At 64.7% G+C, this 12,300-nt stretch carries 14 protein-coding genes; 13 read left to right on the top strand and 1 reads right to left on the bottom strand.

From position 1 onward, the window contains the following. Positions 1-168: 168 nt before the first annotated feature. The 13 genes from VK92_RS11845 (at position 169) to VK92_RS11785 (ending at position 10,797) form a co-directional block, all read left to right on the top strand. Positions 169-831: a glutathione S-transferase family protein gene (locus VK92_RS11845; protein ID WP_048022419.1), complete on the top strand. Its 663-nt coding sequence runs from the start codon at positions 169-171 to the stop codon at positions 829-831. Between the two features lie 237 nt (positions 832-1,068). Further along, positions 1,069-2,313 carry a Crp/Fnr family transcriptional regulator gene (locus VK92_RS11840; protein WP_048022418.1) on the top strand — a complete coding sequence of 415 codons (1,245 nt, stop codon included), beginning with the start codon at positions 1,069-1,071 and terminating at the stop codon, positions 2,311-2,313. Between the two features lie 14 nt (positions 2,314-2,327). After that, positions 2,328-3,092 (top strand): flagellar motor protein, encoded by a 765-nt coding sequence (locus VK92_RS11835; protein ID WP_021157322.1) that lies wholly within the window; start codon positions 2,328-2,330, stop codon positions 3,090-3,092. A 39-nt stretch (positions 3,093-3,131) separates the two neighbouring features. Then, positions 3,132-3,797 (top strand): OmpA/MotB family protein, encoded by a 666-nt coding sequence (locus VK92_RS11830; RefSeq protein ID WP_048022417.1) that lies wholly within the window; start codon positions 3,132-3,134, stop codon positions 3,795-3,797. A 158-nt stretch (positions 3,798-3,955) separates the two neighbouring features. After that, complete coding sequence (locus VK92_RS11825; RefSeq protein ID WP_048022416.1) at positions 3,956-5,818, top strand: methyl-accepting chemotaxis protein; 1,863 nt, start codon at positions 3,956-3,958, stop codon at positions 5,816-5,818. 104 nt (positions 5,819-5,922) lie between these two features. Then, positions 5,923-6,711 carry a hypothetical protein gene (locus tag VK92_RS11820; protein WP_048022469.1) on the top strand — a complete coding sequence of 263 codons (789 nt, stop codon included), beginning with the start codon at positions 5,923-5,925 and terminating at the stop codon, positions 6,709-6,711. 181 nt (positions 6,712-6,892) lie between these two features. After that, positions 6,893-7,348: a GNAT family N-acetyltransferase gene (locus VK92_RS11815; protein ID WP_048022415.1), complete on the top strand. Its 456-nt coding sequence runs from the start codon at positions 6,893-6,895 to the stop codon at positions 7,346-7,348. A gap of 266 nt (positions 7,349-7,614) precedes the next feature. Then, the gene (locus VK92_RS11810; protein ID WP_006485974.1) at positions 7,615-7,818 is read left to right on the top strand and encodes a cold-shock protein; all 204 of its coding nucleotides are present in this window, start codon (positions 7,615-7,617) and stop codon (positions 7,816-7,818) included. Between the two features lie 280 nt (positions 7,819-8,098). Beyond that, the gene (locus VK92_RS11805; RefSeq protein ID WP_021157316.1) at positions 8,099-8,323 is read left to right on the top strand and encodes a hypothetical protein; all 225 of its coding nucleotides are present in this window, start codon (positions 8,099-8,101) and stop codon (positions 8,321-8,323) included. Positions 8,324-8,648: 325 nt separating this feature from the next. Then, the gene (locus VK92_RS11800) at positions 8,649-9,059 is read left to right on the top strand and encodes a TIGR02594 family protein (protein WP_048022468.1); all 411 of its coding nucleotides are present in this window, start codon (positions 8,649-8,651) and stop codon (positions 9,057-9,059) included. Between the two features lie 144 nt (positions 9,060-9,203). After that, positions 9,204-9,836 (top strand): glutathione transferase, encoded by a 633-nt coding sequence (yfcF, locus tag VK92_RS11795; protein ID WP_082160824.1) that lies wholly within the window; start codon positions 9,204-9,206, stop codon positions 9,834-9,836. A 147-nt stretch (positions 9,837-9,983) separates the two neighbouring features. Next, positions 9,984-10,607: a LysE family translocator gene (locus VK92_RS11790; protein ID WP_048022413.1), complete on the top strand. Its 624-nt coding sequence runs from the start codon at positions 9,984-9,986 to the stop codon at positions 10,605-10,607. A gap of 7 nt (positions 10,608-10,614) precedes the next feature. Further along, a complete protein-coding gene (locus tag VK92_RS11785; RefSeq protein ID WP_021157313.1) occupies positions 10,615-10,797 on the top strand; it encodes a hypothetical protein in 183 nt (60 codons plus the stop codon). A 50-nt stretch (positions 10,798-10,847) separates the two neighbouring features. On the opposite strand, the gene VK92_RS11780 is transcribed toward VK92_RS11785, so the two are convergent. Further along, positions 10,848-12,284: an efflux transporter outer membrane subunit gene (locus VK92_RS11780; protein WP_048022412.1), complete on the bottom strand. Its 1,437-nt coding sequence runs from the start codon at positions 12,282-12,284 to the stop codon at positions 10,848-10,850. Positions 12,285-12,300 lie beyond the last annotated feature (16 nt).

The raw sequence follows: 12,300 nt of genomic DNA, 5'->3' as shown, positions 1-12,300 counted from the left end.
CGGGTGCAGGAGACGTGCTGCCGAACCGGTTCCGCGCATGACTCATGGCGCGCCACCGTGCGGCACTGCGCCAGTTCGGCGAATGGGCCGCACAGGCATGGTGCGGGCAACGGCGTGACGCGTCCGATTCGGTGCAGGGGCACGAACGGCAACCAGCAGGGGAGCGACATGGAATCCACCGGACAGACGACGCTGACCATCAGCAGCCGCAATTACTCGTCGTGGTCGATGCGCGGCTGGCTGCTCGCGAAGCTGAGCGGGCTCGTGTTCGAGACGGTCAGCGTGCCGATCGATGCCGCGTCGCGCGCGGAGCTGCTGCTGCTGTCGCCGTCGATTCTCGTGCCGTGCCTGACGCACGACGGCAACACGGTGTGGGACACGCTCGCGATCGCCGAATACCTGAACGAGATCCGGCCGCAGGCGCGGCTGCTGCCTGAGAACCGGCGCGCGCGCGCCCACTGCCGGTCGATCTGCGGCGAGATGCATTCCGGTTTCAGCGCGTTGCGATCCGCGCTGCCGATGAACCTGCGCGCGCATTTCCCCGGCTTCCGGATCTGGTCGCGCGCGCAGCACGACATCGAGCGGATCGTGACGATCTGGCGCGAGTGCCTGGCCGTGTACGGCGGCCCCTGGTTGTTCGGCGCGGAGATCGGGATTGCCGACGCGATGTATGCGCCCGTCGTCACGCGTTTCCTGACCTACGACGTGAAGCTGGAGCCCGATATCGCCGAGTACTGCATGCAGGTGCTCGCGCATCCGTTCGTGGCGGAGTGGATCGATGCGGCGAAGGCGGAGCACGAAGACATCGACGAACTCGACATGGAGTTCTGACGCGCGGGATCGCCCGTCGCTTTCAATTGCACTACACGCACCGGCATCGAAACGAACGTTTCGATCTGGCCGCGTAACGCGCAAACGTTTTACCTTGATTTCGGTTCGACGCGAGGACGAATGCCCTAAAGGATGTTGAGCGCGATGACGTAAACGAGTCACGGGGACGACTCGCGATCGCATGCTTCCGACGTGCGACGCGCAGTCCGCAACAATCAGCGCAGCAGGGGAATCGACTTGAATCGTCAGCAATCGTGGACGCGTACGGCGGCGCCCGGGGAAATCATTTATTCCGAGGGTTTTGCGGGCGAGCCCGTCATCTTTCTGATCACCGACGGCAAGGTCGAACTGTCCACGCGATGCGACGACAAGCGCGTCGTCGTCGCGACGCTCGGTCGGGGCGAGTTCTTCGGTGAATCGGCGTTGCTCGCGGCCGAGCCGCGTGCCCATACCGCGAAGGCGCTTTCATTCTGCCAGCTGACGGTCGTGCCGGCCGGCATGCTCGACGAGGAAATCGAGCGTGTGTCGGCACTGCTGCGTCATATCGTGCGCACAATGATCCGCCGCGTGAAGCGCAAGGACGACCAGCTTGCGACCTACACGCATGCCGACTTCATGCCGGGCGTGCTGTCGTATGCGCATGTGCTGGCGCTGATGGCGGGCGCCGACGCGCGCGACGCCGGCGACTCATGGACGCGCCGGCCGATGCAGGCGCATGCGGCCGAAACGTCGGTGCCGCTCGCCGAAGTGATCCGCAAATGCCGCGCGATCGCCGGCCACTCGCGGCCGCACGTGCTCGCGATGCTGCGACGCATGGAGAAGCTCAATCTTGTCACGATCGAAGCGGCGCAGGCGGACCACGCCGGCGGGGCGGCCGATTATGCGGCGTCGTCGGATGCGCGCCAGGTCGTCACGTTCGACGCCGCGCGCGTGATTGATCGCGCGCAGCAGGTGGCCGATCACGATCTCGACCTGTCGATCAACAGCGAACTCGAGCTCATCGAGCTCGCCGATCTCGAATCGCTGATCGGCGTCGAGAAGACGATGCTGCTCAACAAGCTGTCGAACGGCGAGATTGCCGACGAAGTGTTCGCGTTCCGCAAATCGAAGGTGCTCAGTTACGTCGAGCAGAAGGGCGTCGCGTACTTCTCGCGGCGCAATGCGCGTCGCGGCGGCGACGTGCGCGCGCTGGAGGATCTCGTGTGGATCGACCCGCGCACGCTGTTCGACGTCATCAGCGCGTTCGACACCTACGATCTCGCGAAGCTGATCGCGAATCTCGACGATCGCGCGGTGGCCGACAAGCTGTTCTCCGTGATGACCGAGGCGCGGCGCAACGAGGTGTCGTGGGTGATGCGTCGCGAGCTCAAGCTCGATCCGGTCGAGATCGAGGACATCGAGCGGCGCGTGCTGGATGCCGTTCGCGCGGCGAAGGCGCCGGCGGCGGGCACCGCGCCCGTCGCATCGGCATCGGATGCATGACCAAGGGGGCGCGCATGGATCTGTTGACCCTGGCCGGTGTGGTGCTTGGCGGCGCGGCGATCGTGTTCGGCTTCGCGCTCGAAGGCGGGCATTTCCCGATGCTGTTCCAGTTCGAGGCGCTTGTCATCGTGCTCGGCGGCACGCTCGGTGCGGTGATGATCCAGAACACCTGGGCACGCTTCTTCGACGCGGTGAAACAGTTGCGGCTCGCGTTCGTGCGGGCGCGCGAGGTCGATCGCAAGAACCTGTCCGACCTGCTCGAATGGGGCGACCGCGCGAAGCTCGACGGGCTGCTCGCGTTCGAATCGATGGACGTGAGCGGCATCCATCCGTTCGCGCGCCGCGGGCTCGAACTGCTGGCGAACGGCGTGTCGACCGCCGTGCTCGAGGACGCGTTGCAGCGCGAACTCGATGCCTACGAACGCAGCCGCCTGGCGGCCGCGCGCGTGTGGCAGCAGGCGGGCGGATATGCGCCGACGTTCGGCATTCTCGGGTCGGTGCTCGGGCTCGTGCAGGTGACGAGCCACATCCTCGAACCGGCGCAGCTCGGGCCGGGCATCGCGGTCGCGTTCATCGCGACGCTGTACGGGCTGGCGTTCGCGAACCTCGTGTTCCTGCCGCTTTACGGCAAGCTGCGTGCGCAGATCGATAGCGAGCTGCGGTTTCGCAAGCTGTATCTCGACGGTTTCCTGGCGATATCGCGCAAGGAATCGCCGCATACGATCGAAACGCGCCTGACCGGCGACGTGCGCGGGCGCGCGGTGGAATCGCTTGCGTGACGCGCGTGTGTCGGACGATCAACCCGGATTCCCAACAACATGACTGCTCGAACTGACGGTGCCTCCGCCGCCGATCGCGACGACGAGCTCGAAGGCGCGCAGTCCGGCCGCTGGCTGATTTCGTACGCGGATCTCATCACGACGCTGATGGTGCTGTTTCTTGCGTTGTACGTGCTCCAGCTCGCGAAATACAACGCGCTCGACGCGCGGTACCAGACGCTTGCGCGGCAGGCGGGTGGTGCCGCGAGCGCTGCCGATGCGGCTACGCCCGACCGTGCGCCGCCGTGGCTCGCGTTGCTCGATTCGTTGAAGTCGAACGGCCGGATTTCGCTCGTGAAGGCGCCGCATGGTGTCGAGATCGGCATCGACGCGAAGATCCTGTTCAACGTCGGCGATGCGCGCTTGCTGCCTGATTCGTCGCCGGTGCTGAACCAGATTGCGCAGGCACTGAGCGAGCACGCGACCGGCGACATCCTCGTCGAAGGACATACCGACAGCGTGCCGATCGCGAACGCGAAATACGAATCGAACTGGGAGCTGTCGTCGGCGCGTGCGGGGAGCGTCGTGCGCTACCTGACCGAGCGCGGCGTGGCGCCGCATCGCCTGGCGGCGATCGGGCGGGCCGATACGCAGCCGCTCGTCGCGGGCGACGATGCGGCTTCGCGGGCGCGAAACCGGCGTGTCACGATCTTCGTCGCATACTGATCTGCGCTGATCGCGAGTCGACAGGCGGCCGGTTATGCCCGCCTGACAACGACATAACGAATCTCGCATGATGAACATCTGAAATCCGCGATGCGGTTCCGCGCGTGCATGCCGATAACCCAAACTGGCTCAGACCGAGCGGTTATCGAGGGTTCCCCATGCATTTCTGGCGCAAGCTTTCCATTCAGAACAAGCTGATTCTCAGCATGACGAGTTGCCTGCTCGTGTTCGTCGCGATCTCGAGCGGACTCAGCATCCGTCTGATCGGCAACGCGGTGCGCGACCGTGTCGTCCGCGAGGAGCTGCCGACGGCCGTGAACGGCATCCGCGCCGACGTGCAGCGGCAGATGGCCGGGCCGATCGCCGCGTCGCGGATTCTCGCGCGCGACGCGTTCCTGCTGCAATGGGAAGCCGACGGCGAACCCGACGCCGGTACGCGCAACTGGATCCAGCTCGCGAAGAACGTGAAGGACGAGCAGAAGGCTGCGTCGGTGCAGTGGGTGTCCGTGAAGAGCGGCAACTACTACAACGAATCCGGCCTGCAGCGGAAGGTGACCGACAAGGATCAGTGGCTGACCGGCTTCCTGTCGTCCGGCAAGGCGTTCGACGTGAACATGGATCGCGAGGTGACGGTCGGCGGCTACATGATGTTCATCAACAGCCGCGTCGAGCTCGACGGCGTGCCGATCGGCGCGGCCTGCATGAGCCTGTCCGTCGATGCGCTCGCGAAGGGGATCGCCGCCTACCGGATCGGCGAGACCGGGTTCGCGTATCTCGTGCGTCCCGACGGCGCGATCATGATGCATCGCGATTCGTCGCTGATCGACGGCAAGCATTTCATGAAGGACCAGCAGGGGTTGCCCGGCGATGCGTCGTCGACGCTGCTGGCCGGCAAGCCGTATGCGTACCTGAGCTACGACGGCGACGGCGGCGCGCGTTTCATCGCGACGTCGTTCATTCCGGAGCTGAACGCGTATGTCGTCGTCGAGGTGCCGCAGGCCGAACTGCTCGGGCCGGTGACGCGCGCGATCCGCAGCGCGGCGCTGGTCGCGGCGGTGGTGGGCCTCGCGGTCGCGCTGCTCGTGATCTGGCTGGTGGGCCGCGCGATTGCCGCGCCGATCCGCCGCGCGGCGACGCTGCTGTCGGAGATCGCCAGCGGCCAGGGCGACCTCACGCGCCGGATGACGGTCGAGAGCCAGGACGAAATCGGGCAGTTGTCGGATGCGTTCAACCGGTTCGTGTCGTCGCTGTCGACGCTGGTGCACAGCATTCGCGCGGCGTCCGCGTCGATTGCCACGGGTTCGGCGCAGATTGCGTCGGGGAATGCCGATCTGAGCGAACGTACCGAAGGGCAGTCGAGCAACCTGGAGCGGACGGCTTCGTCGATGGAAGAGATCACGGCCGTGGTGCGCAACAACACCGAGACGGCCACGACGGCCGCGAAGATGATCAATGGCGCGTCGGATACGGCGGCGCGCGGCGGGCAGGTGGTGGGTGAGGTCGTGACGACGATGGAGCAGATCAGCAACGCGTCGCAGCGGATCTCCGAGATCATCGTGATGATCGACAGCATTTCGTTCCAGACGAACATTCTCGCGCTGAATGCGGCCGTCGAGGCGGCGCGGGCCGGGGAGCAGGGGCGCGGGTTTGCGGTGGTGGCTTCGGAAGTGCGGAATCTGGCGCAGCGCAGCGCGCAGGCGGCCAAGGAGATCAAGGCGCTGATCGAGCACAGCGCGGGCACGGTGAACACCGGGTCGCGGCTGGTCAGCGAGGCAGGGAAGGTGATGAGCGATGTCGTGTCGCAGGTGCAGGGCGTGAGCGCGATGATGAGCGAGATCGCCGAAGCCAGCCTGGAGCAGAGCGCCGGGATCGACCAGATCGGCGATGCGGTGCAGTCATTGGATCAGATGACGCAGCAGAATGCGGCTTTGGTCGAGGAAAGCGCGGCGGCGGCGGCGAGCTTGAAACAGCAGGCGGCGGAGCTGACGAGGCTCGTGTCGGCTTTCAAGGTGGATGAATAAAGGCTGATTCGCGTTTTAGAATGGAGCGTGTCTGAGGGACGGCTGCCGTGGGTTCACGGCAGCCGTTATGCATGTCGGTGCGGGATTTGGTGACGTCCATAAAAATGAAGCGTTTTTCCAGGTGGAAGATCGGGGTGGGGGCAGTGGTGCTCGTTGCGGTGATCGCCGGTGTGGGGGCGAAGGTGATTGCGTCGCCGACCGATTCCTACCTGGCGTATCGGAAGCACGCTGTCGACGCGATCGAGGCGGCCAAACCGGACGACAAGGCGGAACTGGACAGGAAGTACACGTCGGAGGTGAATGCGCGGCTGGCCAGGCTTGTCGGGAAGGTCAGGGCGAGAGGCTTTTCCGCGACGGCGGGGAGCACCGTCGACGGTCTCTCCATCGACGACGGGATGACGTCCGGGCCGGATGGACTGTTCCTGAAGTCGGGTGACGGCAAGGTGAACCTCGTCGTGACGACGGTTCCGCTTTTGACGGCCTGGGCCAGGACGGCGGATGCGGGGATCAGGTCGACGGATGATGTCGCGTCGATTTTCGATAACGCGACGTTTTACACCGACGTGTTCGGCCACGACGCCGCGGCATTCCGGTTCGCCGAATTGCCGGTGAAGCGGAAGCCGGCCGATGCGGTGGTAAAGGCGTTGTTGCTCGGGGAAAGCCAGGACGGGATGCCGGACGGGCCGAATACGCTGGCCGTGTCGATCAGGCAGGGCGCGCGGATTTATATCCTGTGGCGGGACGCGACATTGCCGAAGATCGTCGCCTGCAGTGCGGAGCACGTGCCAGAGGAACAGCGGCCAGCCTGCTTCGCGCAGCAATTGCCCAAACAGCGGCGCTATTCGCGGTTTCTTTCCGAAGCGCAAGCGATGGTCGATGCCGTCGTTCAATAGGACGGAATGCGATTGCCTCGGAATCGCGAGGCGATCGGATTCGCCCGCTTTTTGACACGTTCGACAGCACCGGAAGCATCGCCGACAATCGGCGACTGAAGATCCGGCAGCCATCGATGTCGAATACCGCTTCGTCGCCGGGTACTTCAGTTTCCCTTTTCTGTGCCCAGCTTCTTCAGCCATGACCATTGCCTTCGAGTCCCCCGATCAGCCTGACGTGATCGCCCTCATCGCCGATCTCGATGCGTATCAGGACACCCTGTACCCGCCCGAGAGCCGGCACGCTCTGGATATCGCGTCGCTGAATCAATCCAATGTGCTGTTTGCCGTCGCGCGGGATAGCGACGGCAAGGCGATCGGTTGCGGCGCGGTTGTCCTCAACCCCGAATTCGGCGAACTGAAGCGGATGTACGTCAGCCCGCAAGGTCGCGGGCAGGGTGTTGCGAGAAAACTCATGGCGCTGCTCGAGTCACGGGCGATCGATCTCGGTTGCACGTTGCTCACGCTCGAAACCGGACCCTGTCAACACGAGGCGCTGGCTTTATATGCATCCGCGGGGTATCGGCGCCGCGGGCCGTTCGGCGGTTACACGAACGACCCGTTGAGCGTGTTCATGCAAAAACCCATCGCGGCTTGAGCATTCGGTTCGCATGGTCAGGTCATGGCGACCTGTAGGGTCGCATCGCTTTGTCCGAAAAACGGGTCGCCAGCAGAAACAGTTACAAGTTAGCAGTTGACGCGCGCCAGCCCGGCGGTTAGTGTACGCATCGAAGTCCAAGAAGTCCGATTGCTGTTCATCAATTGCTCGCTCTCCGCAGCGGTATTCGTTGTCCTCTCCCTCCTTGACGCTTCACGCGCTCTTCAACAGCGCACATCTCTCTATTTTTTTCTCAAGGAATCTTCATGGATACCGGTATCGTCAAGTGGTTCAACGACAGCAAGGGTTTTGGCTTCATCACGCCGGATAACGGCGGCGACGACCTGTTCGCCCATTTCTCCGAAATTCGTGCCGACGGCTTCAAGACGCTGGCTGAAAACCAGAAAGTGAGCTTCGAAACGAAGCAGGGCCCGAAGGGTCTGCAAGCGGCCAACATCAAGCCGCTGTAAAGTTTGAAGGGCCCGGCCTCCCACGACGGACGCCGGGTCGCAGCGACACCCCCACGGAGCTTCGTCTCCTGAAGTTGGCGCGATTGCTCTTAGCTGCATCTGTTCATTCAGCAGCTCGCCAAGCGCCACACGCCTCGTTGCACTTCATTCCCCCCTCCGGCAGCAACGCCGCACTTTCGCTTTCCGAAAGCTTCAGATTCAGCTGGCAATGGCTTTGAATCGGCGCGTCCGTGCATATTGCGCACGGCATGCGCGCACTCGAACATGATTAAAATTAAAAATGCAAAACAAACGAATTCAACAATACAACGGCTATGCCGTCCAACCCTCGGCGCATCGTTTGCCCGACGGTAGTTTTTCATCCAACCTGGTGCTCGAACGTACCGACAGCACACCCGCGGAAGGCCGCTACCAGTTCTATTCGCTCGATTACTTCGCGAGCGAAGCGCAGGCACTGCGGCACTCGGCCCGCTGGGCACGTCGCTGGATCGACACACGCGGTTAACGGTAACGCCGCGGTACCCGACACCCCACGCAGACGAGTCACCCGGGCGCGCACGACAACGCGCGTCCAACCCTTGCGCGCGATCGATTCGTTACGCTTCGATTCGATCGGCGCGCCACGCTCTCCCGGTTCCGAAGCTGGCCTGTCGCCGAGCATGGTCGGCGAACACTTGAACGCGCTCGTTCAACGCGAGGCCACGCGTACAGGTGCTCGTCGCCGCGCATCATTCGTGCGAAGATTGACCGCACATCACACTCGCCTGCCCGAGAACGACGTGACCTCATTCAACCCCGAGCGCAAACCGGACACCGCCCACCCGCCCTGGATGCCCGTCGCGATGGCGGAACTCGGCATCCGCCGCCATCCGCCCGGCAGCGTCAATCCGCGCATCGTCGAATACAACAACCAGACGAACCTGGTCGGCTACGACGACAAGATTTCCTGGTGCTCGTCGTTCGTCAACTGGTGCATGACGCACGCCGGCATTCGCGGCACGGGCTCCGCGCTCGCGCGTTCGTGGCTCGAATGGGGCCGGCCGCTGGAGCGCCCTGTGTACGGCTGCATCGCGATCCTGACGCGCGACGATCCCGCGAGCTGGAAAGGGCATGTCGGTTTCTACCTGCGTCACGACGATGAGCACGTACATCTGTTCGGCGGCAATCAACTGGAAGAGGTTCGCGAACTCGCGTACCCGTTGAATGAAGTGATCGGCTACCGCTGGCCCCACGCCGTTTGACCAACCGCCGCGGCGCAAACAAAACTTCGAACATCGCTTTTCAAGCGGCGGCTGATCCGTCGCACACACCGCATCGATCCACGCGGAGCCCGCCGACGCGCTCGTCGCACGGTCGCCGATCTCCGCCCTGACAAGGAGCCTGTAGTGCAAACCGGAAATCTCCGTCTCTATGCGGATACGCAATACGCGAGCCCTTACGCGATGTCGGTGTTCGTCGCCCTCGAGGAAAAAGGGCTGACCTACGAACGGGTGACCGTCGATCTCGGCAACCGCGCGCATTTCGCACCCGACTACGCGGCGACGTCGCTGACGCAACGCGTACCGACGCTCGTGCACGACGATTTCGCGCTGTCGGAATCGTCGGCGATCACCGAGTATCTCGACGAGATTTTCCCGGGCACACGGCTCTATCCAGCCGATCCGCGCCAGCGCGCGCAGGCGCGACAGGTGCAGGCGTGGCTGCGCAGCGACCTGATGGCGATCCGCACGGAACGGTCGACCGAAGTGCTGTTCTACTGGCCGTCGAGCGAGCCGCTGTCGAGCCTGGCGCAGGCTGCCGCGCAGAAGCTGTTCGCGGCCGCCGGCAAGCTGCTCACACCGGGTGCGGCAAACCTGTTCGGCGAGTGGAGTATCGCGGATGTCGACCTCGCGGTGATGCTGAACCGTCTGGTGCTGAATGACGATCCGGTGCCGCAGCGCCTCGCCGACTATGCGCGTGCGCAGTGGGAGCGGCCGTCGGTGCAGCGCTGGGTGAAGCTGAAGCGGCCGCCGCTGTAATACGCGGGTGCAAGGCGCGCGGCGACGGCATGAGAAAACGTGTGCCGGCTGCCGGCGCGCCGCGTTTCAGATCGTCCCGCATGCAACCAAAATCGGCGTGCTAGAGTTAGCCGGCATTCCTCCTCACCTGAATCCTCCCGAACCGCCATGAGCTATCTTCCCCAACTCGCCGCAGTCGGCGGCGTGATGTTGCTGGCGTGCGTCAGCCCCGGCCCCGACCTGATCGCTGTTTCGTCCCATGCGCTCGGCAATCGCCGTGCGGGTTTGCTGGCCGCGTTGGGCATTGCGTCGTCGCATGCCGTGTGGGCTGCGATGGCGATTTTCGGGCTCGGGCTGATCGTCGCGAAGCTCGCGTGGCTGTACGAGGTGATCCGCATCGCCGGTGCGGCTTACCTGATTTACCTGGGCATCAGGACGCTGTGGGGCCTGCGCCAGTCGGCAAGGCAGGCTGAAGCGGCAAGCCAGCCGATCGTTCGCGGCGGCGTGCACGCATACCGGAAAGGGCTGCTGGTCGGCCTGACCAACCCGAAAGCCGCCGCGTTCTTCGGCAGCCTGTTCGTCACGCTGCTGCCCGCGCATGCGCCGGCATGGGTGCATGGCGCGACGCTGGCCGTGGTCGTCGCCGTATCGCTGACGTGGTTCTGCACGGTGGCCGTGCTGTTCTCGACGAACCGCGTGCAGACGGGTTACGCGAAACTGCGCAAGCCGATCGATGCGGTGATGGGGACGATCCAGTTGGGGCTCGGCGCGAAGCTGGCGCTGGATCGGTAACGCTGCGATGAACGTGCTCGGCCCGATCCTCATCGGGCTCCTGCTGGCTGCCGGCGTGTTCGCTGCGATCCGGTTCTGGCACAAGCGCATCACGCGTATCGTCACCGTCATCGCGGGGCTGGGCATTGCGTGGCTGGCGGTTTACCTGATCGCGTTGTCGTCGGTCAGATGTCTGGGGTCGTGCGGTTGACGAGCGGGACGCCGGCAAGTGTCGAGGCCGGCGTCGTATCGTGATCACGTTCAGTTCTTCGCCACCGCCTCCACCGTCGGCCCACCCGTCGCGTCGTTCCTGCTCCACCCGCCCCCAAGCGACCGATAAAGCGCGACCGCCGCGAGCGCATGCTCGCGCCTGACCTGGTTGAGCGAATCCGAATCGCGCAGATACACCTCCTGCGCCGACAGCACATCCAGAAAATCGGTCGCGCCACCCTTGTAGAGCTGATTCGCCAGGCCGAGCGCCTTGTCCGACGCAGCGAGCGCGCTATCGAGCCGCCGCGTCGCCTCATCGGCGCTGACGAGATTCGCGCGTGCATCCTCGACTTCCCGCAACGCCTGCAGCATCGTTTGCCGTAACCCGAGTTCCGACTCGCGCATCCGGCTTTCGCTCTGCGAGATATCGGCCGTAATCCGCCCCGCATTGAAGATCGGGCTCGTCGCACTCAACGCCGCGCTGAACAGGTTGTCGGTCAACGTCGGCAACCCGAGATAGGAAGCCGCGAGAATCCCGTCCGTCAGGTTCAACGAAAACTTCGGATACCGCTCGGCCTTCGCCACGCCGACTTGCGCCGCCCGCCGCTCGACCTGCGCATACGCAGTCAGCACATCGGGCCGCCGCAGCAACGCCTGCGAAGGCAACGTACCGGGCGCGCCGGCCGGCGGCGCGGGAATGTCGCCGGCCTGCGCGAGCACGAGCCGATCGACCGATTCCGGCGTGCGCCCCGAATACACGGCAATGAGATTGAGCTGATGCGAGATCTGCGCCTGCGTCGGCGGAATCCGCGCTTCGAGCGCGTCGAGCTGGTTCTGCGCACGCGTGACGTCGAGTTCCGTCGACAGCCCGAACGCCTGTCGCTTGCGCGTGAGTTCGAGCGCATGCTGCCGGATCTTCGCGTTGTCCTGAAGGATCTTCAGTTCCTGCTGTGCCCAGCGCAGATCGACATACGCGGACGCCGCATCCGCTGCGAGCGCGAGCCGCATCGCATCTTCCGCATGCTTCTGGCCGACGAGTTCCGCCTGCGCGGCGAGCAGGTCGAGCCGTTCGCCGCCGAATACGTCGGGCGACCAGCTCAGCGCGAGCCCCGCGCCGGCCTGCCGCACATAGCCGAGCGGCGGTGGCGTGTTCTGGCGTGCGTCGGCCGCGTGCGCGGTCGCGTCGAGTTCGGGCAGCAGCACCGCGCGCTTCTGCACGGTCAGCGCCTGCGCCTGCTTCACGCGTTCGGCGGCGGCCTGCAGATCGAGGTTGCCGTCGAGCACGGCCGCGATCAGCCGGTCGAGCACGGGATCGTGGAATTGCGCCCACCAGGCGGCGGCGTCGATGTCCGCGCGCGGCACGTCGGTATCCCATGCGGTGGGGGCGAGCGTCTGGACGGATTCGGACAGCGCCGGATGCTGCGCGGGCTGCACCGCGCACCCGGCGGCGAATGCGCTGACAGCCAGCGCGACGAGTAGCTTTTTCATGATGATGACCCTGGCC

Origin of the sequence: Burkholderia sp. LK4, assembly GCF_001043615.1 — a bacterium.
In the GTDB taxonomy this organism is placed as follows: domain Bacteria; phylum Pseudomonadota; class Gammaproteobacteria; order Burkholderiales; family Burkholderiaceae; genus Burkholderia; species Burkholderia cepacia.
The sequence above is the reverse complement of the archived record's forward strand: the minus strand, read 5'-3'. Positions and strand labels throughout refer to the sequence as shown.

What these genes read in the sequence shown, in the direction of transcription:
- VK92_RS11830 (WP_048022417.1), top strand. Translation starts at nt 3,132, where the DNA reads ATGACTGCTCGAACTGACGGTGCCTCCGCCGCCGATCGCGACGACGAG.
- VK92_RS11815 (WP_048022415.1), top strand. Translation starts at nt 6,893, where the DNA reads ATGACCATTGCCTTCGAGTCCCCCGATCAGCCTGACGTGATCGCCCTC.
- VK92_RS11820 (WP_048022469.1), top strand. Translation starts at nt 5,923, where the DNA reads ATGAAGCGTTTTTCCAGGTGGAAGATCGGGGTGGGGGCAGTGGTGCTC.
- VK92_RS11805 (WP_021157316.1), top strand. Translation starts at nt 8,099, where the DNA reads ATGCAAAACAAACGAATTCAACAATACAACGGCTATGCCGTCCAACCC.
- VK92_RS11785 (WP_021157313.1), top strand. Translation starts at nt 10,615, where the DNA reads ATGAACGTGCTCGGCCCGATCCTCATCGGGCTCCTGCTGGCTGCCGGC.
- VK92_RS11825 (WP_048022416.1), top strand. Translation starts at nt 3,956, where the DNA reads ATGCATTTCTGGCGCAAGCTTTCCATTCAGAACAAGCTGATTCTCAGC.
- VK92_RS11835 (WP_021157322.1), top strand. Translation starts at nt 2,328, where the DNA reads ATGGATCTGTTGACCCTGGCCGGTGTGGTGCTTGGCGGCGCGGCGATC.
- VK92_RS11845 (WP_048022419.1), top strand. Translation starts at nt 169, where the DNA reads ATGGAATCCACCGGACAGACGACGCTGACCATCAGCAGCCGCAATTAC.
- VK92_RS11810 (WP_006485974.1), top strand. Translation starts at nt 7,615, where the DNA reads ATGGATACCGGTATCGTCAAGTGGTTCAACGACAGCAAGGGTTTTGGC.
- VK92_RS11780 (WP_048022412.1), bottom strand. Translation starts at nt 12,284, where the DNA reads ATGAAAAAGCTACTCGTCGCGCTGGCTGTCAGCGCATTCGCCGCCGGG.
- VK92_RS11800 (WP_048022468.1), top strand. Translation starts at nt 8,649, where the DNA reads ATGCCCGTCGCGATGGCGGAACTCGGCATCCGCCGCCATCCGCCCGGC.
- VK92_RS11790 (WP_048022413.1), top strand. Translation starts at nt 9,984, where the DNA reads ATGAGCTATCTTCCCCAACTCGCCGCAGTCGGCGGCGTGATGTTGCTG.